Origin of the sequence: Enterocloster sp. HCN-30185, from assembly GCF_037890305.1 — a bacterium.
In the GTDB taxonomy this organism is placed as follows: Bacteria; Bacillota; Clostridia; order Lachnospirales; family Lachnospiraceae; genus Enterocloster.
Genome location: NZ_JBBKBT010000021.1, coordinates 1 through 23,238 on the forward strand (window position 1 = coordinate 1; position 23,238 = coordinate 23,238).

Annotated in this window: 11 protein-coding genes; 3 read left to right on the top strand and 8 right to left on the bottom strand. The window is 42.7% G+C overall.

Features of this window, described 5'->3' with window-relative positions:
- Positions 1-162: 162 nt before the first annotated feature.
- The 5 genes from WKT10_RS15020 to WKT10_RS15040 all read right to left on the bottom strand — a co-directional run bounded on the left by WKT10_RS15020 (position 163) and on the right by WKT10_RS15040 (position 6,516).
- Positions 163-603 (bottom strand): hypothetical protein, encoded by a 441-nt coding sequence (locus tag WKT10_RS15020; protein ID WP_002593570.1) that lies wholly within the window; start codon positions 601-603, stop codon positions 163-165.
- Positions 604-674: 71 nt separating this feature from the next.
- Complete coding sequence (locus tag WKT10_RS15025; RefSeq protein WP_002593569.1) at positions 675-1,940, bottom strand: DUF6070 family protein; 1,266 nt, start codon at positions 1,938-1,940, stop codon at positions 675-677.
- A gap of 4 nt (positions 1,941-1,944) precedes the next feature.
- Complete coding sequence (locus tag WKT10_RS15030; protein ID WP_002593568.1) at positions 1,945-3,213, bottom strand: DUF6070 family protein; 1,269 nt, start codon at positions 3,211-3,213, stop codon at positions 1,945-1,947.
- Positions 3,213-4,454 carry a DUF6070 family protein gene (locus tag WKT10_RS15035; RefSeq protein ID WP_002593567.1) on the bottom strand — a complete coding sequence of 414 codons (1,242 nt, stop codon included), beginning with the start codon at positions 4,452-4,454 and terminating at the stop codon, positions 3,213-3,215. The genes WKT10_RS15030 and WKT10_RS15035 overlap by 1 nt, the downstream gene beginning before the upstream one ends.
- Positions 4,402-6,516, bottom strand: a complete 2,115-nt coding sequence (locus WKT10_RS15040; RefSeq protein ID WP_002593566.1) for a penicillin-binding transpeptidase domain-containing protein — start codon at positions 6,514-6,516, stop codon at positions 4,402-4,404. Before WKT10_RS15040 ends, WKT10_RS15035 begins: the two co-directional genes overlap by 53 nt.
- 866 nt (positions 6,517-7,382) lie before the next feature.
- Between WKT10_RS15040 and WKT10_RS15045 the strand changes: the two genes are divergently transcribed.
- The 3 genes from WKT10_RS15045 to WKT10_RS15055 all read left to right on the top strand — a co-directional run bounded on the left by WKT10_RS15045 (position 7,383) and on the right by WKT10_RS15055 (position 10,095).
- Positions 7,383-7,724, top strand: coding sequence for a MobC family plasmid mobilization relaxosome protein (locus tag WKT10_RS15045; protein WP_002593565.1), 342 nt, complete (start codon positions 7,383-7,385; stop codon positions 7,722-7,724).
- Complete coding sequence (locus tag WKT10_RS15050; RefSeq protein WP_118300873.1) at positions 7,673-9,043, top strand: relaxase/mobilization nuclease domain-containing protein; 1,371 nt, start codon at positions 7,673-7,675, stop codon at positions 9,041-9,043. The genes WKT10_RS15045 and WKT10_RS15050 overlap by 52 nt, the downstream gene beginning before the upstream one ends.
- Before the next feature lie 62 nt (positions 9,044-9,105).
- Entirely contained in the window at positions 9,106-10,095 is a 990-nt protein-coding gene (locus WKT10_RS15055; RefSeq protein ID WP_002594212.1) for an Abi family protein, read from the top strand.
- Between the two features lie 159 nt (positions 10,096-10,254).
- Here WKT10_RS15055 and WKT10_RS15060 read toward each other — a convergent pair whose 3' ends face one another.
- The 3 genes from WKT10_RS15060 to WKT10_RS15070 form a co-directional block, all read right to left on the bottom strand.
- Entirely contained in the window at positions 10,255-10,458 is a 204-nt protein-coding gene (locus tag WKT10_RS15060; protein ID WP_038292535.1) for a transposon-transfer assisting family protein, read from the bottom strand.
- Between the two features lie 4 nt (positions 10,459-10,462).
- The gene (locus tag WKT10_RS15065; protein ID WP_002594214.1) at positions 10,463-14,494 is read right to left on the bottom strand and encodes a YodL domain-containing protein; all 4,032 of its coding nucleotides are present in this window, start codon (positions 14,492-14,494) and stop codon (positions 10,463-10,465) included.
- A 145-nt stretch (positions 14,495-14,639) separates the two neighbouring features.
- Positions 14,640-23,174: a DUF3849 domain-containing protein gene (locus WKT10_RS15070; RefSeq protein ID WP_445293032.1), complete on the bottom strand. Its 8,535-nt coding sequence runs from the start codon at positions 23,172-23,174 to the stop codon at positions 14,640-14,642.
- Positions 23,175-23,238: the final 64 nt, after the last annotated feature.

Consider the following 23,238-nt stretch of genomic DNA (forward strand, 5'->3'; position numbering starts at 1 on the left):
TAATACTGTGCTTTCGCACAAAAACACCTCACTTCACATGTAGATAATCTAATTAAAATCAAATACGAAATGCTAAACCAAAATGCTACAATTACTGCAAGAAGCGACCCCATAATACATAGCATAATTTTCAAAAATTTCTTCATTGTTATAACACTCCTTTTAATGTCCACGTATATCCAGTTCTTCCAATAGAGAATTTCCGCTTCCCCATGAATATAGAATGTAATAACCGCTATCCTTTATTTCTTCCGAAAATTGTAGTGTCTCGTGATCAATCACCTCAATGGACTGCCCTTCCTGAGTTTCCACCAAACATTCCCATTCATTACTTCTGTAACCTGAATAGTAAGCATCCAATTCTTCCAAAGACAAATCACTTCGAATTAAAATTGCTCCGAAATACTGCATTCCATTTCCGTTACCCGTCAGCTTCCCAGCCTGTGACAACGACTCTATCAATTCTGTTTCCTCTGGCAACGGGATTTCACATAATGCCTTTTCCACCTTATAGGCTGTATGGTTATTTATAAGTGGAATTGAAATCACACTGCCTATCAATACAACTGCTGCCAATATTCCAACTAATTTTAATTTTTTCATTCCATCCTCCTTTCTCTTACGCCCGTAAGATTACCATAGAATACCACTATTATCAAATCATTCTTCTGTTGCTATTCACGAATTCGGTATTGGTAGTCTGGTATATGCATAATTCCGTCATTTAAGATTTCATTCCCCAAATATTGAAAGCTACCATCATCAGCAAACTTTACTGTAAGTTCATGGGTTATGACCGCATCATCACAAATGACCATATCACACACCGCATCCACCGTTAATGTCACTGTTCCATCCTCATTTTCTTTGATATCAATAACCTCCGGCAACGAAGTTCCAAAAAAAGTTGGTGCATAGTTAAGGCAGCCTAGTCGTACCCATACATAAGTCTGATTTTTTTCATCAAATACCGCATATTCCTGAATTTGCTCTGCTGTTACCGGAAGATATTCCATGATCAAACTCTCAAATTCTTCTTTTGGTATTCCATTTGGATAATCCTCGGCATCAAACGCTTTCTGATGTTTCATGGCATACAGATATTCATATATTCCATTATAGTCCAGTTTTTCCATATGGTCGGTATCCCAATTCGAGCATAAAAGATTATTTCCCTGATACCCCAGACCTTGTACGCATCGTTCTGACATTTCCCGTTGTTCCTTAGATAATGGCTTTATTCTTACCAGACAGCTTCCGTCAACAATCTCTGTAACCTCCGGCGGTTCCGGAACACATAATTCATAACAAAACCATCCTTTATCCGTATATTTCCACTCCTTTATTCTGGTGTAGGATATATAGGACATTCCCGACTTACCATTCTTATTCCATACGCTTCCTGCACTTACAACATACATATCCGTTCCATCATAAATGTATTTTATTCTACCAATTCCACCATCACTATGTATCTCATAAACTACTACAGAACCACGTTCCCCAGCCGTGCAATTCTCAAGATAAGAATCCACACTTTCATAATTTCCCATATTGGAGTATGTTACCAAAGTGGAAACCGGACATCCCGTTTCCATTAACCTTTTCTGCATTTCCAGAACCGTTTCATCATTCAGAACCACATTTGATGCTGTCCCTTTATCTGCATCCTTATAAATGTCAAAAATAAGTTCCATCATTTTTTTGCAGTCATTCGCAGCTTCTTTTTCCTCCTGTTCATCCACTGGAAGTCCATAGCCCTTTTCCCACTGCTCTGCAGCTTCTTCCTCAGCGCTTTTTGTTTCCTCCGTGGGAGATACTTCTTCCGTATCTTCCGCAAGAGTTTCACCCACAACACTCTTTTCTTTTCCGCAGGCACATACGAAACACCCAATCAGAAATACCATAATCAGTAGAATACTTTTTTTCCTTAATACCATAAAATCATCCTTTCGTTCTTGCTATCGGTGGCAGTTCCAATTCTATTTGCTCTATGGAATTAGAAAGATATCTGAACGTTCCATCTTCAAATGGTTGGACCACAACCGTGTTTCTAAAAGCGAGATCGGAATTATAATCCGGCCATACTCCATCAACGATAAGCGTAATTGTTCCATCCGCATTTTCTGTATAATCAACCACCTCTCCAAAGGGCGGATATGGGCTGGCATAAATCATTTCATATTCATAACTGTTGCTGCCCTCATCATATCCACGATGCTCTCTCAACTGTTCCACCGATACAGGAAAATAGGTGGTCATAATCTTTTCAAATTCCTCTGCCGAAATTTTCCAATCTTCCGTTTTCAAATTTTCACCTGTATAAATCCGATAAATATCTTCATACATACAAGGCATCAGTATGTCCTCCACATTATTACTGTCCCAGTTTGTGACAAGCACGTTGTAATTCACATAGCTTAGTCCCGATATGTATTTTTCCGTCAATTTCCGGCAGTCTTCCGGAAGCGGTTCTATTCTCCAATACTGTCTCAAACTTGCATGTGCAATCACATATTCATATGCATAGATAAAATACCCTTTTTCAGTAAGTTTGATTTCAGCTACATTACTTACCGAAGTTCCCTGTATTTCAGGTACTCCACCTTCCTTCCAACGAACTCCTATATAATAAGTCTGCAGCTTACCTTTCCGATAAATAAAAGTAACTGCTCCAATCAACCCATCTCTATGCACTTCGAATACCGTAACCATCGAGTCCCGTCCATCCAAGTAATCTGAATAGAATGCTTCGATTGCTTCATGATTTTGCATAGCAGTATCTTCTTCAACACTTACCAGACCTCTTTTTCCCAAGGCTTCCACTACGTTCTTTCTCTGTTCGCCAGAAAACTCACTGATACCGGAAGAATAGTTTGCTGCATCTGCAATTACGAAATCCTTATATATTTCGCTGACTGATTCGGCTGCTGACAACACCTTACTTTGTAATTGCTCCTTTTCCTCATCTGAAATAAGGCAATCTTTGGATTGTGGAATGAACCAATATGCTGACTCTGTAGAAGTTTCCGCATCTGCTTCTGTTGTTGCTTCACTGTTTTCGATTTCTACAGGTGGCTCCCATACTTCTTCCGCCACTTTTCGTTCCTCTGTATGCAGTTTTCCCCAACAGATCACCCCGGCTATAACAGCAAACAACAATATCAAAATTGGGAGTCCACACTTTTTAAGCAACCATTTCACATCTTCCATCATTCGCCTCCATATATTTCTTCCCATTCTTCGGCTGTCAAACGAGGGGTATGCCATGTTTCCCTGTAATTATCCTCAGACGGTATAATTCGGTTAGACACATACTGTACGCCTCCATTCTCCAAAGGACGAACTACAACCTCGTGGGCAAATACTTTGGAATCACCCGCATAAGGAAACACCACGTTGGCTGTCAGCGTAAGTGTTCCATCGCTGTTTTTTGTAAATCCAACTACCTCTGAATATGGGTATTCCGGATACTCTACTTCCTCAAATCCTCTCGGTTTATATTCATAGGTTTCATCCTCTGCATAATAGATAGTTTTGGACTGTAATGTTTCACTATCGATATTGAAATATGCCATGATAACGCTTTCAAAGTCATCCTTGGGAATTCGATAAACAGCACCAACTCCTAAATTGTCATCTGCAACATAAGGGGTGTATGTCCCATTTACTTTTGGATAAAGAAGATCATACATATCATAGAAATTCAAATCCCCAAAATCATCCTCGCTCCAATCTACAATGAACATATTATTCTGTTCAAAGCCGATTGGAAGAAGATACTTCCGACTCAACTCTCTGTATGTTTCATCCAAAGGCTGTACCCGTAATGCGGTATGCTCCTCCGCTCCGCTCAATGTCAGTACATATAATTCTTCCGAAAACCAAACTCCTGAAAACATAAGATAACCATCTTCTGTATAATTCCAATACTCCGCCTGATAACTTCCTGTCACCTCTCGTTTCATGTTTCCGTTTTCGTACTTATAATAGCTTCTGACCACATCCACATTTCCGTCTTTTGTTTCCAAATCGTATTTTACAAATCCGCCCAAGTAACTGACCTCAATAATTGTTATTTCAGCCTCTTCCTGCGTATCCACCATTTCACAGAACCACTCTACCTGCTCTGCCTCAGTCATATCAATCTGATTTCTGCTGTCAACAGCCGGATACCCATTTTCTCCAAACCGATTTACAATGCTGCGAATCATTTCCAGATCAGCTATTTTATTTTCCTCTGCTGCCTTTTCATAAAGTTCCAAACAACATTCAATCATCTTTTCGGTTTCTTCTTCATCCTTTTGTCCCGGTAACTGCACCTCACTTATCGTTTCAACAACCGCTGTTTCCTCTTGGGGTGTATCACTACACCCCGAAACACTTACTATCAACATGAAACTAATTGCGGCTAAACCACTCTTCCAAAACCAAGCTGTCTTTTTTAACAACATATCCGCTGCCTCCTCTTCCTTTTACATCTTCCACCATACTGATAATCAATATAGGACGTTCCACCGTTTCTTCTGCTGTAAAAACCGCAAACCAACCTAATTCAGTACCGGAAGTATCATCTTTTGATGCCTTGATTTCTGCTGTACCCGTTTTCCCTGCCAGAACTATGTCATCCCGATGGGCTGCGTACCCTGTTCCATGAGAATCGTTTACAACCTTTTTCGTTCCCTCCAATACCCGACTTGCGGTTTCACTGGAAAACGCTCCTGATATCCAATACTCTGCAGATACCTCGTTCTGATAGACCAGATAAGGTTTTATGATGTTCCCCTCATTACAGAAAGCAGAATAGATACATGCCAAATGTAATGGATTCACTAAAACCTGTCCCTGACCGTAACCGCTGTCTGCCAACTGTATTTCTGTTTCAATACTTTCTGAATTGGAATACTGCGACTTTGCCATTTTAATCTCAAATGGCAGCTCCGCATTAAAGCCAAGCTGTGTCAGGGAACTTTCCATTTCCTCATAACCAATTTTTAATGCTGCCTTTGCAAAATAAATATTATCGGAATAAATCAAAGCGTTCTCTAAAATAACTGGTTCATATGCATGAAGGGTAGTTACATAATAAGACCCCCACGATGCATCTTTTTGCCAGCTTAATCCTACATTACCATAATCTTCATTTGGATCAATTGCTCCTGATTCCAAACCGACCGCAGCCGTAACTGGCTTGAATGTCGAACCGGGACACCAGACTTGCCGGAACCGATTATACATAGGCTTATCCTCGTCATCATTCAATGCTGTCCACTGCTCACTGGACAATCCCATGATAAAATCATTATTGTCATAAGATGGTGTACTGACCAAAGCCAGTACTTCTCCGGTATATGGATTCATGGCTACAGAGCAGCTCTTGTCTTCCTGAAACTGCTCATATAAGGCAATCTGCAAACTGGCATCTATCGTCAGCTTAATGTCCTGACCGTGCTGCACTAAAATACAAGCAAGTTCTTCTTTCTCTTTGCCTTCCGAATTCACAATGTATATCCTGCAGCCGTTTTGCCCTTTCAGTTCCTTTTCAAACAGACCTTCCATTCCGCTTCTGCCAATCACACTGTTAGCTGTATATCCCTCTCCTGCATGTTCTTCTAAATCCTCTGCAGTAACGCTTTGTACATACCCTACCAAATGTGCAGCCGCTTCACCTAAAGGATACTCACGAACTTCAACGTCAGATATCATTACTCCGGGAATTGCCAGCAAACTTTCGTGCCTTTCTTTCTCCTTCAATACATCTTCGTCCGGTTCTACTTTTAGCAGTTCGATTTCTTCCACTCTCGGAATCGTTTTTATTGGAACAAAAGAATCATCTTTTACCCACTGTGCTGACAATTTCTTCTCTATCACTTCCGGCGTGGTTTCCAGTAATTCTGCAATCTTGGCGATTGCTTCCTCCCTGTTCTCCAATTTTCCCGGAACGATTCCAACCGAAGATGCAGTTCCTTTTCCAGCAAGCACTCGTCCATTCCTATCTAGAATTTCTCCCCGGTTTGCCTGTGTCGTTAAAACTCTTACCTTATCAGTAGAAGCTAAATTCGGAAAGATCAGTGAATTATCCCAAACCAACTTATACCCGTCTTCGCCCTCCAGAAAAAATGCTTCATTCTCAAAGCTGATTTCTCCTGCAACCGTATCAAAAGATGTCTGATAAGTTACGGTCAGTTGCTCTTCGTCATATGCGATAATCTCGACCGCCATATTCTGGATTTCAATACCTTCGTAAATAGCTGAATTGCGTTTTATGAAATCCTCCTGACTGACATTGCCAGATGCCTCAATATGGAGCATCTTATACATTTGCTCATACTCCTGTGCCGGGATGTGATTCATGTATTCAACCAGAAGTTCTTCTGGTGTTTTCCACACATCCTCCTTTTTGAACATTTCTGCCACACATACCGCAACAGTAATCGCAGCCATTCCTATAACAGCAATCGCAATCCATAGGAGCCTGCTTTTCTTTCTTTTATGTCTGCTTTTTCCTTTCTTCATATTGACCTCCATTCATTTTGCTTTGCTGATATGGCAAATAACGAGTCAAGCGGCATTCATGCTTGCATGAAATGCCATTTAACGAGTATGACCATTGAGACGATAGTCGAAATGGTCATATTCTATTTTCAATGTTCATTACTCGCTTTCAAAATATTACATTCGTAAGATTTTGGAACAAAAAAATTTTCCTTTTGTTCTGTTCTACTCTTCATCCTTCCTTTTTATTTATTACATGTGTAAGATTTCACATCAAAAAAATATTTTTGAAACCCACTGCACTTGTGTAAATATTACATCAGTAAGATTTATAAGTCAAGTTATCTTTATATAAAAAGGCTCCTGCCAGAAGGTATCACACATTTTCGCAAAAGTGATACCTTTTAGCAAAAGCCTATTATTCAGCAGAGTCTTGCACCACCCCACTGTTTCAATATTCAAATATTTCTTTCAAAAGATCGGAAAACACACATCTCAAACTCTTTGAAATACAATGCTTCCCCGCATTTTCTATATCGTCATATTGATATTATTACTTTACTATCCACATTTACTATCCGCCACACCCTTTGGGAGTGGTAAAAAACAACCTTAGCAAGCACTGCCTGTGTCATGACACAGGCGAAATTCCCCACACTTTCCTATCGTATATGCGTGTGAATTTCCATAGGGAAGTATCCCTAACCCTCTTTTATTTTTTCTTTGATTTTCCTGTGGAATACCTTGACCTTTCCTGCCACTTTTGCTACAATCTGCTGTGGGTAATTACACCCAAAACTGAATAAAACCTGAAACGAACTGTTGTAAAAATCGAACATTTTACAGCAGTTTTTTTGTACCCAAAAGTAAGAAAGGAAGTGGCAGAAATGGCAAAGCGAAACCGCACCAATCCGGTGCAATTTTATCTCAGCGATGATGAGCAGTACATCCTCAACACCAAGTTCAAAGCATCCGGCATGAAGAGTATGTCTGCTTTCCTGCGCAAGCTGATCTTATATGGATATGTGTATGATGTCGATTACAGTTATCTGCGAAATTACAATACAGAACTGGGACGTATCAGCTCCAGTTTAAACCAGATCGCAAAGAGGGTAAACAGCACCGGAAACATTTATCAGGAGGACATAGACGAAGTAAAGGAGTTGATGAATGAGGTATGGCATACACAAAAATCCATGCTATCAAAGCAACCGTTGATAAAGCCATAGAATATATCTGTAACCCAGACAAAACCGATGAACAAATCTATGTTTCGTCTTATGCGTGTGCGCCCGAAACTGCGGCGATTGACTTTAAATATACGCTTGACCATTGCAGGGAAAACAGTCCCAACAAAGCCTATCATCTCATACAGGCTTTTGCTCCGGGCGAGGTCGGTTATGAGGAAGCACACCGCATCGGAAAAGAGCTTGCAGACAAGGTTTTAGAGGGGAAATATTCGTATGTTGTCACCACGCATATTGATAAGGGGCATATACACAACCATATCATCTTCTGTGCGGCTGATAACATCGAATACAATAAATACCATGACTGCACACAGACTTACCACCGCATCCGCCACCTGAGTGATAAACTGTGCAAAGAACACAATCTTTCTGTCATCATTCCCGGTGGTGAACGTGGCAAAAAATACAAGGAATGGCAGTCTGATCAGAATGGTTCAACCTGGAAAACACAGCTCAGGCGGGACATCAATTTCTGTATCAAATCAGCTTCCACTTACGAAGAATTTCTGCTTCTGATGCGGGCAAAAGGTTACGAAATCAAAGGGGAAACTTTTGGAGAAGATGCTGCGAAATATATCTCTTTCCGACCTCTGGACAAGGAGCGTTTTGTGCGTGGCAGTGCTAGGTCTTTAGGGAAAGAATACACAAAGGAACGTATCCGGGAACGCATTGAAAAGAAGCGGGAACGAAAGGCAGTTATCCCGAAAAAGGATTACTCCACCCGCAGGCTCATTGACACCTCGGACGAGAAATTCCAGAACAGTCCCGGACTGCAACAGTGGGCGGCAATCGAGAATCTGAAAATCGCCGCACAAAGCTATAATGAAGCTGGTTCTCTCTCCGATTTGGAGCATAAGATTACTGTAAAAACCGAAGCGGGCAAGTCCGCCAAACAGAGCGTTGTGGAACTGGAACATCGCATGAAAGACCTTGCTGAAATCATCAAATATGCCGAGCAGTACAAAGACAACCGCTCCTATCATATCGCCTACAAGAAAGCCAAGAACCCGGACGCTTATTTTCGCAGATACGAGAGCCAGATCATCCTATATGGCGGTGCAAGACGGGTGCTTGAACAGGCAGGCATCAAGCTAAAAGGATTGAATGTGGATAAGCTGCGAGCCGAATATCAGGCATTGGAAACGCAGAAAAAAGAACTGACCGCTACTTACAAGAGCTGTGAAAAAGAGGTGCGGGATTTGAAGCGGAAACAGGAAAATCTTGACCGGTATCTCGGACGGGCACAAACCGATCCGGTGCAGGAACAATTTAAGAAAAAGAATAATCCTATCTTGTAGCTTGTTAATAATGACACCATGTATTATACTTAATTTATTACCACAAACACTTAGGAGATACTATGGCGAAAACAGACTATAAATCAACTGATGCCTTAATGCGGCATCTTAGAAATAACGGAATTTCCATCTCAGGGACTTCTCAAAAGCAGCAACTGATCAATACAGGATATTTTCATGGTTATAAGGGATACCGCTTTTTTGTATCATCCTCAAACCGCCTTCCATTTACCTCATACAATGAGATCAACGCAACCATACAATATGACACAAAACTAAAGTCTCTTTTATATGGAAAAATGATGTTTATTGAAACTGCCCTTAAAAATATTGCATTAAACACAATTATGACAGAAATAGATTCAAGCAGTGTCTATGATATGTATGATAAAGCAATCAGCAGTTACAAAAATGCTCCGGCTGGAACTCGCGAAGATATAAAAAAGAAATACCAAAATAACAAACTGAATCTCCAAGGTTCCATACAAAATGCCATAGCCGCTGCATACCGCAAAGAAAACCCTAAAATCACCCATTTTTATAATAATGTCAACTATAATGAGGTTCCAATTTGGGCAATTTTCGAAATTCTTACTATGGGCGATTTTGGTTATCTACTTTCCTGTCTGACTATTGATATGCGTGAAAAAGTATCCCGTTCAATCGGCATAAATCTATCCAGTGATACCTATCGGGAATTGCTTTATAAATATGTATATGCCTTAAAGGATCTGAGAAATGCTATTGCCCATAATGATGTAGTATACGATACCCGTTTCAAAAAAATGGATCCATCCAGACCAATGAAACAGTGTCTGATTTTAGAAATGGGAATGCCTTACATAAATTTCAAAACTATTGGTGACTATATTATTCTCATTTGTTATTACTTGAAATTACTGAAAGTTTCTAAAACTGAGATTAAATCATTTATTCGAGAATTTGAAAAGATCACACGAGAATACGAAGCATCCGTAAACCCGAATGTTTCAGCTATTACCATTCATCCCGATTTGTTTTCTCGGCTGGGCATCTTGAAAAATGCCATATAATGCTTGCATATTTCACTTGTATATAGTATATTATAGATAGCAATTGGGGTATGTGTTTGCGGACACATACTTGGAGGAGTCGGAGTAATCCGGCTCCTCTTTAATTTTCAACAAAAAAGATGGTAGCCAAAAGGATATTTCCTAATGACTACCATCTTTTTATTCTGCCGCTTCTAACACTAATTCTGCAAATTCTTTATCATTCATGCCTTCTAATTTTTCTAATACCTGCCCGGCAATATCTTCCATATCGCTGTCCTTTATGTGCGGCATTACCCGTCTGATTTCTTCCATCATCTTCATTCTGTTCTGTGTCTCAAAAACACACATGAAATTGATTTCTTCTACTGTGAATTTATTCATCATCCTACATCTCCCTATGTGAATTTTTTGATTTTTCCAGTTCCTTCGTATCCTTATTGTTTCCCTGTGCCGCTTCCTTCTGCTTGGCTGCCAATCTCTCCTTTAAGGAAGAACGTGCTTCCGGCTTTTCCTGCTGTTCTTTCTTTTCTTCTTCACGATTGAATTTTTCCACTCCATTGTTGAGCCTCTCATCAATCATGTTATAATTCTGCTCCTCCAGTTCCTCAATCTTAGCAAGCGGCTTGTACTCTGCCAATTTCACAAGCAGTTCCTTTGCCTGTCTCTCACTGTCCTCGTCTATCCCCTCGTCAATAGATGCCTGTAAGAAAATACTTAGAGGTTTCACATTTCCAGTTCTTATATCATCAGCAATCATTTGTATCTGTGATTCTCTGTCTGATACCGAATCTCTATATCCATATGTATCAATCTCATAAGATAGCTGATCAAGTTCTGCCGCAAGTGCCTGTATTTTCTGCTCTTTTGTTTCCCGGTCATTGACCTCTTTCTCCGGAAAGGCTGCAATCAATTTCTTTAGTGCATCCTGCACTTTCGGAGTGTCCCGAAGCTCCGGTGTGTAATTCAGGAAATCAACATCAATACATTTTCCACTCAAAATGTCCGCCTGCTCATCTTCCCATTCTTCTGTTCCCTCGATGTGCATATTCACACCAAGCGAATGGATACCGTTCATCCGGGACGGATCAATGGCTTGATAAATCTGAATGGCTTCCTCAATCGTTTCTATCCCCTCATGATATTCTCCAATATTGTGAAATTCGCCACATTCTGCCACTGTAAATGTCACATGGACGGTCTCCGGCTCAATAACAGGTTCATTTGCCAGTTCCGTCTGCTCTGTCGGTTCCTGTTCCCGCCCTTGTGTTACAAGCTGTGTATTGACCTGTTCCTGCTGTGCCTTCTCCTGCAGATAGGTTTCCACTTCTGGCAGATAAGTCTCCAATGTTCCGGTTCTGCTCTCTGTAATCGGGTTAATATCTACCTGTATGCCTGCAATATAAATGCTGTCCTCATGGAGCATATTAAAAAGGTCATCTTCTCTGGTGGAGCCTGTGTATTCCACAACCACATCCAAATCCGAATTTTCCTGCTCAATACCTCTGCATCGGCTCCCGACTACCACTACATCCACGATTTTCGCATCCAGACCGTATTCATCAATCTGCGACTGCACATAAGCATACACTGTTTTTTCTATATCGTCCGCACTCTGTCCGTCCAGACTATGAAACAATTCTTCTGTCTTTGCCCGGAAATCTGCAACCACATCCGGATTGTTCTCTCTGAATTCTGCCTGCTTTGCTTCCAAATCTGTCTGTTCCACTTCCTCGGCTTTCTCCGAAAGTTCCTCAAAATCAACAATCTCTGCTTCGGAACCTGCATACACCTCGCCCTGCAAAAATTCATCACGATAATACTGCTCTGTGACCGCTGAAAACCTCGGTTCTTTCAAATCCGCAATCACCATATCCATTGCACGCTGAATCGTAATATCCGGGTTATCGTAGACACCGCCATCCAGTAAATGATACTGCTCATTCAGAATGGAGTAATCGTATCCCTCATCACATTCATGCATCAGGATATAACGGTCTGCGATATGAACCGCAAGCTCCGTCTCTATCTCATTTTCCTTGCCCTCCAGTGTCAGCATGAACTTCGGCAGTTCTGTAAATCCAAAAGAATCTACAAAGTGTGCGCTGTTTTCCCCGTTCTCATGTAATACCACAATATCGCTGACCGACAGTGAATGTGCCTTGTAGTCTGCCGGATGGTCAATATTAAGCTTTTTATAGATTGCTTCCAGTGTTTCCGATTGCGTCCGTCCCTGCAATTCTGACAATTCGCCCAAATACACCAGTTTATAATTTTCCGGCAATACCGCATCAAAATTGTCTTTGGTTATTCCCATACGCTTCAGGCTTTCCGTTCCCTCAAAGCGGAACTTGTCCAGTTCGGGATTATCCTTTAACTGGTAAATACCGTATTTATCGGTATTTCCATATAAAAGTAGTGCTTCCCTGTTGGAATTACTCTCTGTAAGTTCTTCCTGCATCATGAGAAGTTTCCGTTCATTCTGCCAGTCCCCTTTTTCTATTCCGCACATTCCATCATGCTCTAAAATCTGTTTTCTATCAGCTACAGTACTCTCGGAACCATCCGTATGCAAAAGATACACAGGCAAGTCATGGTCAAATAGTTCCAATGCCCTTTCCTGTGTTAGTGGAAGCATTTCAATCCATGTATAGCCATACTCCTGCATTTCAGATATTCCGACCATGCTATCCGGAAGTGCGTCGATTTCTGCTTGTGCATCTATCATTGCTAATGCAACATCCTGATTTCCATCCACTTCCTGTGCATAGATATGTTCTGCAAGCTCCCTTGTTTTCTCCATATCCCCCAGCTTATACGCATAATTCACAATCAGATTTCTTTCATCATCGGAAAAGGCAGGCTGTCCATGCTCCAACCGGTTAATGATATGCTCTGCCTGTTGCATGACAGACAATTCCTCCGCATCCGTCAGACCTGCATCAAAATCGTATTCATAATCCCAAAAGTCCGTCATATTTCCATTTAATTCCTTACTACTGGACGCAAGTAATGTGATTTCCGCTCCCTGTTTTTCCATATATGAAAGGTAATTGCCATCCCATTCTTTTTCATCAAGAGAAGCCATATCTTTAAGCATTTTTCCGACATCATCCCTTAACATATTTGTGATTTTCAAAACCTCCCATTCGCTTTCAAAAATGGAAGCGAACTTAACAACCACATCATCGGCATTGATCGGCTCCATTGCCTTATCATAGACCGCCTTTCTCTCCTTCATATCAATCAGCTCATCTGTATCCGTGTTATAACGCACATCCAGATGATACTCTCCGTACTCTCTGGAATCCTGATTGCCGATTTCCGTTGTCCATGCACCCCTGCTTTCCAAATATGCCTGTATGCTCAACTTGTCATCGTCTGTCATTTCTGACAATGCCTGCATCAGTTCTGGTCTGTCCATGCCATATACATCAAGCAGACTGAACTCTGAAAGGTCAGTATTCTGTATGAGGAGAATACTTTCCTTTGTCTGTTCCTGTGATACTTCCCTGTTCCTTTGTAATTCCTGTAATTGTTCCTCTATCCCGGTAATCAACTCCGAAGCTGTCCTGCGTATCGTATCCATGGAAGATCTAAGTTCTTTGGTATCTCTTCCGCTGCTCCAACCTGCAATATACCCAAAAGAATAATCAGAGGTATCTATACCAAAATGCTGACATACTGTATAAGCTATGCTCTCAGCTTCCACTTCTTTGGTATTGCGGTCTTTTTTCATCTGCTCATCCTGCTCCACTTCCTTGCTATGCAGCTTGGAGTGAACCACCTCATGGATCATTGTCTTTAAGGTCTGGCTCTCGCTCATGTTTTCCTGTACCGCAATCCGCTTTGCTTCCCTATCATAATAGCCTTTGGAATCTCCGGCTATCTCCTCCAGTTCAATCGGTACTGGTGAAATGGCTTCTACTGCACGAATCATATCCTGATACCCTTCCACATCTGAAAGAAGCTCCTTTGCCGCAAGTTCCGGTATCGGCTTTCCGTCTGTCTGTGCCACATCAAAAACGGATACTGCCCGGAATGCCGGAATTGTTATCTCGACTTCCTCTTTCTGCGGATTTCCGTCCTTATCAAGCAACAACTCTTGTGTAACCGGATCAATCTTATCCCGTTCCTCTTTGATTTTATAGGGTGCAGGTGCAAGGATACGGATTGCCTTTTCCCCTTTATTTACATGACGCTCAAAATTCTTCTGCCAAGCCTTGTATCCGGCCACTAACGTAGCGTCAGGCTTTTGCATCGCAATTAAGAGCGTGTTGTTAAAACTGTAATTATGAAATTTTGACATCGTTCTAAGATAATTGCAGTAACTGTCACTGTTGAATAAATCCTGCAATCCCTGCTCCAGTTTATCCGTAAGCTCCTGCACACGCTGTTTTTCTGTATTATTTTCTGCCATAAATGACCTCCATTTTGTACGATAAAAGGCAGCCACCACTGACTGCCTTTACATCAACTGCTATAACATTTTTAATAATCCTGCTTTTATTCCCAACCCGAATAGTGCTGACAGGTTGGGAATAAAGTTGGGAATAAAACTTTTTTTATAAAATCTGATCTTTCCCCTTTGCCTTATCCACTGCATCCCTTCCTGCAGGTGTCCCGGACACCCTTGCCTTCATTGCTGCGAGTTTTTCTTGCAATGAAGTCCGTTCTGCAGGTCGGTCTGCAAGTCTGCGTTCTCCTTCTGGTGCTGCTTTTTCCAAATTGCTCTGCTTGATTGGCATATCCGCAACCACTTCCTCCCGGTTATCCACTTTTTTCACATCTTCCTGTGGTTTTTCCGGTTCCGTGGCTTCGTCATCCATGCCAATCGCATCATCGCCCTTTTCATCCATGTTGAGTAAAGAATTAAGCTCTGCCAGACGCTCCAGTTTCTCGGCAAGTTCTGCTTCCTGTGGAAATGGCTTGTCTACCTCTGCTTTTGCTGTTTCAAGCTGATGTTTCACATTGGATAGTTTCATCTGTGCTTCCTCAAGCTGTGAAGGCATGGCTTCCAGTACATTGTTGATTCTTGTGATATTTCCAAGCGGATCAGAGCCGACTTCCATCGGGTGGCTCATGGCTCCTTTGACATTCATCACAAATTTATTGTTAAAAGAATCAAAGGTTACATTCAGCTTAAATCCAAGATATTCACCTACATCCGCACTGGCATTGATGCCTTTAATCTCCTTACACATGGCTATGATTGCAGTTCCAGCTTCCTTTTTGTCGGTGTATGATTTTCCACCCACCTGCATAAAGAACTGCTCCTTATCCTCCGGCTTATTTTTCGCATATTTATTCATATCAGCGGTAAAGCCTTCGATACGCTCCTTGAAAATGGCGATCTGATGCGGATAATGTTGTGTGATGTTATCCTCCAGCCTGTACTTCTGACTGGTATGGTTTGCCTTCATCAGTTTCAGCTTTGATACCTGAATATCGAGATCCATTTTTTCTTTTATGTAGGGATTGCCTGTGGCAAGTGCCTTGACCTCCGCATAGGAAAGTGCCGCTTCATCCACATCCTCACAGCTTCGTACCGGAGATTTACTGGTCATAATCTGTCCGATGAATTTCTGCTTATTCTCAATGAGCTGCCACGAGTAACTGTCAAATGTACCTTCCGTAACATAACGAAATATCTTGACCTTATCATTCTGGTTGCCCTGTCGTAAGATTCTTCCCTCCTGCTGTTCAATGTCAGAAGGTCTCCAAGGCACATCCAAATGATGCAATGCAATCAGTCTGTCCTGCACATTCGTACCGGCTCCCATTTTGGCGGTGGAACCTAATAAAAAACGAACCTGTCCGCTTCTTACTTTTGCAAACAGCTCCGCTTTTCTGAGTTCTGTATTGGCATCATGGATAAATGCTATCTCATTCTCCGGCACTCCTTTTTCCATGAGCTTATTTTTTATATCCTCATACACATTGAAAGTGCCATCGCCCTTCGGTGTCGATAAATCACAGAAAATCAACTGTGCTGACTTCTGCTCTTTGGTATTTTCCCATATCTTATAGGCTTTCTCCACACAGGTTGACGCTTTGGAATTTTCCTCATCTGGAAGCATATCATTGAGCAGCCTCTGGTCAAGTGCCAGCTTTCTTCCGTCATTGGTAATCTTTAACATGTTGTCCTCGTAAGGCTGTACCTGCCTGTCCCGGACTGCTTCGGCACGTTCCGCAAGTGACGCTACCATGTCTTTCTGGAACTCACTCGGCTTTAGAACCACATTTTCATATTCTGCTTCCGGCACAGGAAGTTTTAACATATCCGGTGTCTGAATGTCCGCACTCTCCTTGAAAAGTGCAATCAGCTCCGGCAGATTGAAAAACTTCGCAAATCTTGTCTTTGCCCGGTATCCGGTTCCTTCCGGTGCAAGCTCTATGGCTGTCTGTGTTTCTCCAAAAGAAGCCGCCCATGCGTCAAAATGTCCCAGTCCCAGCTTTTGGAGCGTTCCATACTGAAGATAACGCATATTCGTGTAAAGCTCCGTCATGCTGTTGGAAATTGGCGTTCCGGTCGCAAAAGTTACACCCTTGCCGCCCGTGATTTCATCAAGATACTGGCACTTGGCAAACATATCAGATGACTTCTGTGCTTCTGTCTGTGCGATACCTGCCACATTCCTCATTTTCGTATAAAGGAACAGGTTCTTGTAATTGTGGCTCTCATCCACAAACAGCCTGTCTACACCCAACTGCTCAAAAGTCACGACATTATCCTTACGGCTCTGGTCATTTAACTTGTCAAGCCGCACCTGCAATGCTTTCCTCGATTTTTCCATCTGCTTAATGGTATAACGCTCCCCGTTGTCTCTTTTTGCCTGATCAATAGCAAGCTCAATCTCATCAATCTGTTTTTCGATTGTGGCTGCCTGTCTTTCCTGTGATAACGGGATTTTTTCAAACTGACTATGCCCGATAATAACGGCATCATAATCACCTGTTGCAATACGGGAACAAAATTTCTTACGGTTGGCGGGTTCAAAATCCTTTTTCGTTGCCGCAAGGATATTTGCTCCTGGATATAACCGTAAGAAATCACTTGCCCATTGTTCAGTCAGGTGGTTCGGCACCACGAATAATGACTTTTGGCATAGTCCCAGACGCTTGCTTTCCATTGCCGCCGCTGTCATTTCAAAGGTCTTTCCGGCACCAACGCAGTGTGCAAGCAGGGTATTATCCCCATACAGCACATGGGCAACCGCATTTTTCTGATGCGGCTTTAATTCAATATCCGGTGTCATACCCGGAAATTTCAGATGTGAACCGTCATATTCTCTTGGTCTGGTGGAATTGAAAAGCTCATTATATTTTGCCACAAGTGTCTGCCTGCGCTCCGGATCACGGAATACCCAGTCCTTAAATGCTTCCCTTATCGCTTCCTGCTTCTGGCTTGCAATCATGGTTTCCTTTTTATTAAGAACTCTTTTTTCCTTTCCATCTTCCTCAATGGTATCATAAACTCTTGTGTCTTTCAGATTTAAGGAATCTTCCAGTATCTTATAGGCATTTACCCGGCTTGTACCATAGGTCATGTTGACAAGCGTATTTCCAAAATCAGCGTTTTTCCCTTTAATGTTCCACTCTCCGGTCACACCCGAAAACTGCACCCCAATCGTATCTCTGCGGAATAAATGCTCCGGTGTCTGGAACGTATCACGCATGAAATCATTGATATATTTTGGATCAATCCATGTGGCACCAATACGCACCTCAATCTCCGATGCGTCCAGCTCCCTCGGCTGTACCTGCGTAAGAGCCTGCACATTTGGAGCATATTCCGGATGATTTTCTGCATAGGTTGCTGCAATGGCAAGTTTCTCACGCACATTTCCGCTGAGATACTGGTCTGCTGTCTCCCAGACATCGGTAAGCGGGTTCTGAAAAATAACACCACGAAGCTCCTCAATCAGCGTATCCTTGTCCTTTTCAGTCAGCTCTGCCATATAATCAAGGTCGATTTTAGCTTTCTCTGCTAAAGATACTGCCAATGCTTCACTTGCAGTATCCACACTTGTGACCACCTCTGCCCTTTTAATGGTACGCTTCGTGAACATATCCGCTTTGCCCTTGAAATTGCCCTCATCATCAAGTTTTTCCAAAGAACACAACAGGCAATAACTGCTGTCCTGATTAAAGGCTCTCTTATTCGTCTGCGAATTGATCAGACCATATTTTTTCGAGAAAGAATCGTATAATGTGTTTAATTCCGCCTGTTTTCCCTTGATTGCCGCATCGGAATATTCCTCAAGCTGCATATCAATCAGCTCCTGCGTACAGTTACGGATTGCCACCATTCCCTTGATACGCTCTTTTGCGGTGTCTGATACTTCCACAGGCTTCATAACCGAGTTTTCACGGTAATATACCTCATTTTCAACTACGGTATAGCTGAAATTCTTGACGGACGGATCAGCCGGAATACTCTGCCTGCTCATGTCATCCGCAAGCTCCTCATCCAGATCAATCGTATCAATCTGTCCTGTAATATTTTCAAGTGCTTTTGCTAACTGCTCCGCAAAAGGTCTGCTGTCATCTGCCCTGCAGGTGCTTTCCACGCCATAAGGACCGGATACCATTTCCATCTTTCCTACGATCTGCTCCGGATGCTGTGCAAAGTAAGCGTTCATTGCAATGCCATCTGCATCCTCTCCCAGATGTACCCAGTCCGGCTCACGCTCTACCATGCGGTCACGCTTCTGGAAAAATAAAATATCCGAAGTGACCTCGGTTCCTGCATTTGCCTTAAATGCGGTGTTCGGAAGTCGGACTGCACCTAGCAGATCAGCTCTTTGTGCAAGGTATCTTCTGACCTCCGGACTTGCCTTGTCCATGGTTCCCTTGCTTGTGATAAAAGCAACCACACCACCGGGACGCACTTTATCCAACGTCTTTGCAAAGAAATAATCGTGTATCAGGAAATTGTTTTTATCATACTGCTTATCTGCCACCTTATACTGACCAAAAGGCACATTTCCGATTGCAACATCAAAGAAATCATTCGGATAATCGGTCTTTTCAAAGCCTTTGATCTGCACATCTGCCTGCGGATAAAGCTGCTTTGCAATGCGTCCGGTAATGCTGTCAAGCTCCACTCCGTAAAGCCTGCTCTCTTTCATGGAATCCGGCATCATACCGAAAAAGTTGCCGATACCCATGGAAGGCTCCAGTACATTTCCTTTGGAAAATCCCATTTTCTCCAATGTTTCATACATCTGGCGGATAATAACCGGACTTGTATAATGGGCATTCAAGGTACTCTCCCTTGCCATGCGGTACTCCTCCGGCGATAACAGTTCCTTTAACTGGTGATATTCTGCTGACCAGTTTGATTTGCTCTCGTCAAACGCATCGGCAAGACCACCCCAGCCGACATACTGGGATAAAATCTGCTGTTCTTCCGGTGTAGCATAACGGTTTTCGCCCTCAATCTGCTCCAACAACTTAATTGCCGCAACATTTCTCTGGAATTTTTCTTTTGGAGAACCTTCGCCCAATCGGTCATCGCTGATATGGAAATTGACAGCGTTACTTTTATCCGGTGCAGCCACATTTATTTCCTGTACAGTCTTATTCTCCTCTGCCGAAGGTGTAAGCGGCTCCCATTCTCCGGTAAGCACCTGTGACAGCATTTCCTCTGTCTTTCGGTCTGCTTCTCCATTCTCCAGACGCTCACGGGCAAACTGCGTATCTATACTGTCCAGTTCATCTTCAGTCTGTTCTGTAACAACATTCTGTTCCTTTTCATCAGGAAACTCCGCTTCTGCTTTCCTGCCACTTTCTGCAAGCTCATTGCCCCAGTCCATTGCTTCCTGCAAAGTCGAAAATGTCTCCAATGCCGGACGGGTGGTGTCTGCCGTATCATAAATAGCATATCCGTCCACTTCCTTATCAATCCAAAGGAATACTCCCTCTGATAAGGTGGCACTCCACTGTGTCGGATTCCCATATTCATCATCAGCATCATGTACCACATGCCAGAATAATTTCTGCGATTCCTCTTGTGAAAATTCTTGTTGTGGCTCAGTTTCATCCGGCTCAGCGATACCATCCGTCCCATCAAAGCGTGAAAACACTTCTGCTTCGTGCCTGTCAATATCTTCCTCTGCCAAAGCATTGATATAATCATCTTCTACCTCGCCACGCTCCGGCTTATGGTCGTATTCAAAGGATTTCCCATTGACCTGTGCATAATAAAAACTGCTGTCCTCAATGTCATTTCCAAGCAGATATTTCTCTTTTTCACTGCCCCACTCATCAACCAGAACACACTCATATCCATCAATCGTGATCTTTTGCTGTGCTTCCTTTTCTTTTTCCCGAATCACATTGATATATCTTCTCGCCTGATTGGTAAATCCGTCCAGCACTGCCGGATGTGAGCTTAGAATCAGATCGTTGTTCTCCCACTCATTTTCCGCAACAATGTCCTTTGCCCAGTCCTTATTGTTCCGTGAAAAACGACCATCATAATCAAAATGCGTAACCGTATTTGCAAGAACAAATTCCACACAGTCAATGCCATATTTATCTATGATCTCATCTGCGGTATTCCTCGGAAGAACAAAACCATTGAATTTCTCAGCAATCAGTGCATCAATGTCTTTCTTACACTCTAACCGCTGTCCATGCTCCAGACGAGAAAGCTCACGCTGTCTTGCTTTTTCTGCCTGTTCTTCCTTGTAAGCCTTATAGTTTTCCTTTCCCTGTGGAGATAAGTATTTGTCCTCTTTGATCAGCTCACGAAGCCTTTTCTCTACAACATTCCAGTTCAGAAGCACTTTTGCATACGGATTGCCATAACTGCCTTTCTCCAGACGGATACCTTTTCCATCATGTTCATTATGGGAATCATCATTACCCGGCAGTCCGCCGGAACCACCACCAATGCCATATTCTTTTTTCAGAAAGGCTACCGCTTCCTTCTGGTCATGTCCTTCCATGAAATACTCATAGATGCGGAAAGCTCCATGCTCATAGCCGCTTCCCCTGCCTAGTGCATAGTCAATCTCATCCTGTGTAATAAAATCTTCCTGTGCTACTTCCACAGTATCTGGCAATGGAAATTCCAGCCTTTCTCTGTCAAGGTCTGCTATCTCCGATAACAGATATTCCGGTGATTTCACATGCCGCCATTTTAATTCGGCTTCACCCGATGCAAGACGTTCCGCCGCATCTTCCAAAATATTTTTAAGCTGCTCCCTGCCCTCATGGGTAGAAAGAAGTTCCATGAGTTTTGCTTCACTCTCCGGATAGTTTCCGGCTTTTAATCCAAGCTCCTCCGGCATTTCATCCATGCCATCCCGCAGAAAGAAATAGATCTGGTTGGCAACACGGTTCCGCTCCTGTGTATCCACAAGAAATGCTTCACTGGCACTCATATAAGTACCATTTTCGATCATAGAACGGATATGGCTCTCCACATCTTCCCAATCCATCGTGACAATCGGCGTTTCCCTTGCCTGTGTTCCATAGCCGACACTCATACCATGCTCATCGAACCACACTGATACGGGATTTCCATTGATTTCAAAACCTTTTCCGGTCTGTCCGTACTCATTTTTCAGAAAATCCACCATCTGCTCGGCATTTCTGCCCTCTGTGTACTTTGCAAAGATACGCTTTCTGCTGTGCTGTTTTCCTCCGCCACTGCGAAGAATGGTTTCAAGCTCATTCTGTGGCAAAGAAAAAGCAGCGGGCATGGTATATTTCATACTTGCTTCCGCTGCTGCGACTGTTCCGACCTGCTCCTCAAAAGAAGGAAACAGGCTGAGTTGTGTAAAGGTGGGTTCCGGTGCTTCTCCCCGGAGAAGATCATCGGTGTCTGTTACAGACTGTAAACCAGTTCTCCCAGAACCACTTCCTCTGCTCGGTTCCGAATGCTGTTCATCTTCGCTACCCAGAGCATCTGATCGGCTTCCTTGAGTTGTTCGGTCACTCCCTCGGTTGCCGCCATCTGGCTCGTCAGCTTCTCCATTCTCTCCTCTGCCTGCTTCTGGATCGTCAGCAGGTGTTCTTTCAATGTTCCTTTCAGAAGAAACGCTGAGTACACGCCCCTGTGGTTCTCCTTCAGATAAGTCTCCCTCATCATTCCGTACTTCGTTACCGTTCCCTCCGGCTGAATGTCCGCCTGTAATGTCGGAATCAGATAATCCCCGTTCTTTTCGTATGTCAGATTCATCGCTATTGCCCCTTTCTACGCTGTTTTGATTGTTGTCAATATATTCCTCATGTCCGCTCTCGCTTTCACGCTTTAACGCATTGTAGTCTATTTCAGAAGTATTTGCAAGTCCTTTCTGCGTTAAATTTTCTGTTTGTTCCTTTTCGTAGCTTCTGTTATATGCCCTTATGGTTCTTCCAATCTCTAAAAGTACCGGTTTTGCAAGCTCATTGGCTGCATCTCCAAGTACTGCTAGGGTATCCATGGAATTAAATTCATGGATAAAATCGAAAGAAAATTCCGAACCATACTCCTGCATATCTGCACCACAGGCAGATAAAAGTGTAAAGGAAATGCTGTCCGATAATGTCTCCCTCAAGCGGATACCGACATTCTGCTCGTCCAGTCCTTCTAAAAAACTGCCCTCGATCATGTACTGCAAATCCGGCAACAATTCCTCATAATAATCTGCCGCAATCCTCTCAGCTATCTCCATAAGTCTTTCTTCAAACAGCTTCTTATCATCGGTAGCACCATAAGTCTGCTCCAGACGCTTAATTACATCTTCCTTATGTTCCTCATGTAATTCCCAGAGTTCCGGATACCGTCCGATTCTCCTTGCCGCATGGACATCTGAAACATCAAATACATATTTCAGACGCTTTCCATGTGCATCATCCTCGTCCAAAAGTGCGATACCCTTTGCCCCTTTGTTTACCCAGCAGTGCATACGCTCATTCCACAACTCTATGGAAGCACACGCTGTTGCGTCCGGTCTTTGTGCATAGATTAAAAGCTGTTCCCGGAACGGATACTTGTATAATCTCGCCGCTGTAGTAAGGTATTTCATCCATTCCTCACGATTTTTGACAACCTCGGCTGCTGTCTCTTTTGCCAGAGCCGATATAAAATCATATTTTCTCACACAGTTCTCCTTCCTGTCATAGATACGACAAAAAGGCAGCCACATACACTACATGACTGCCTTT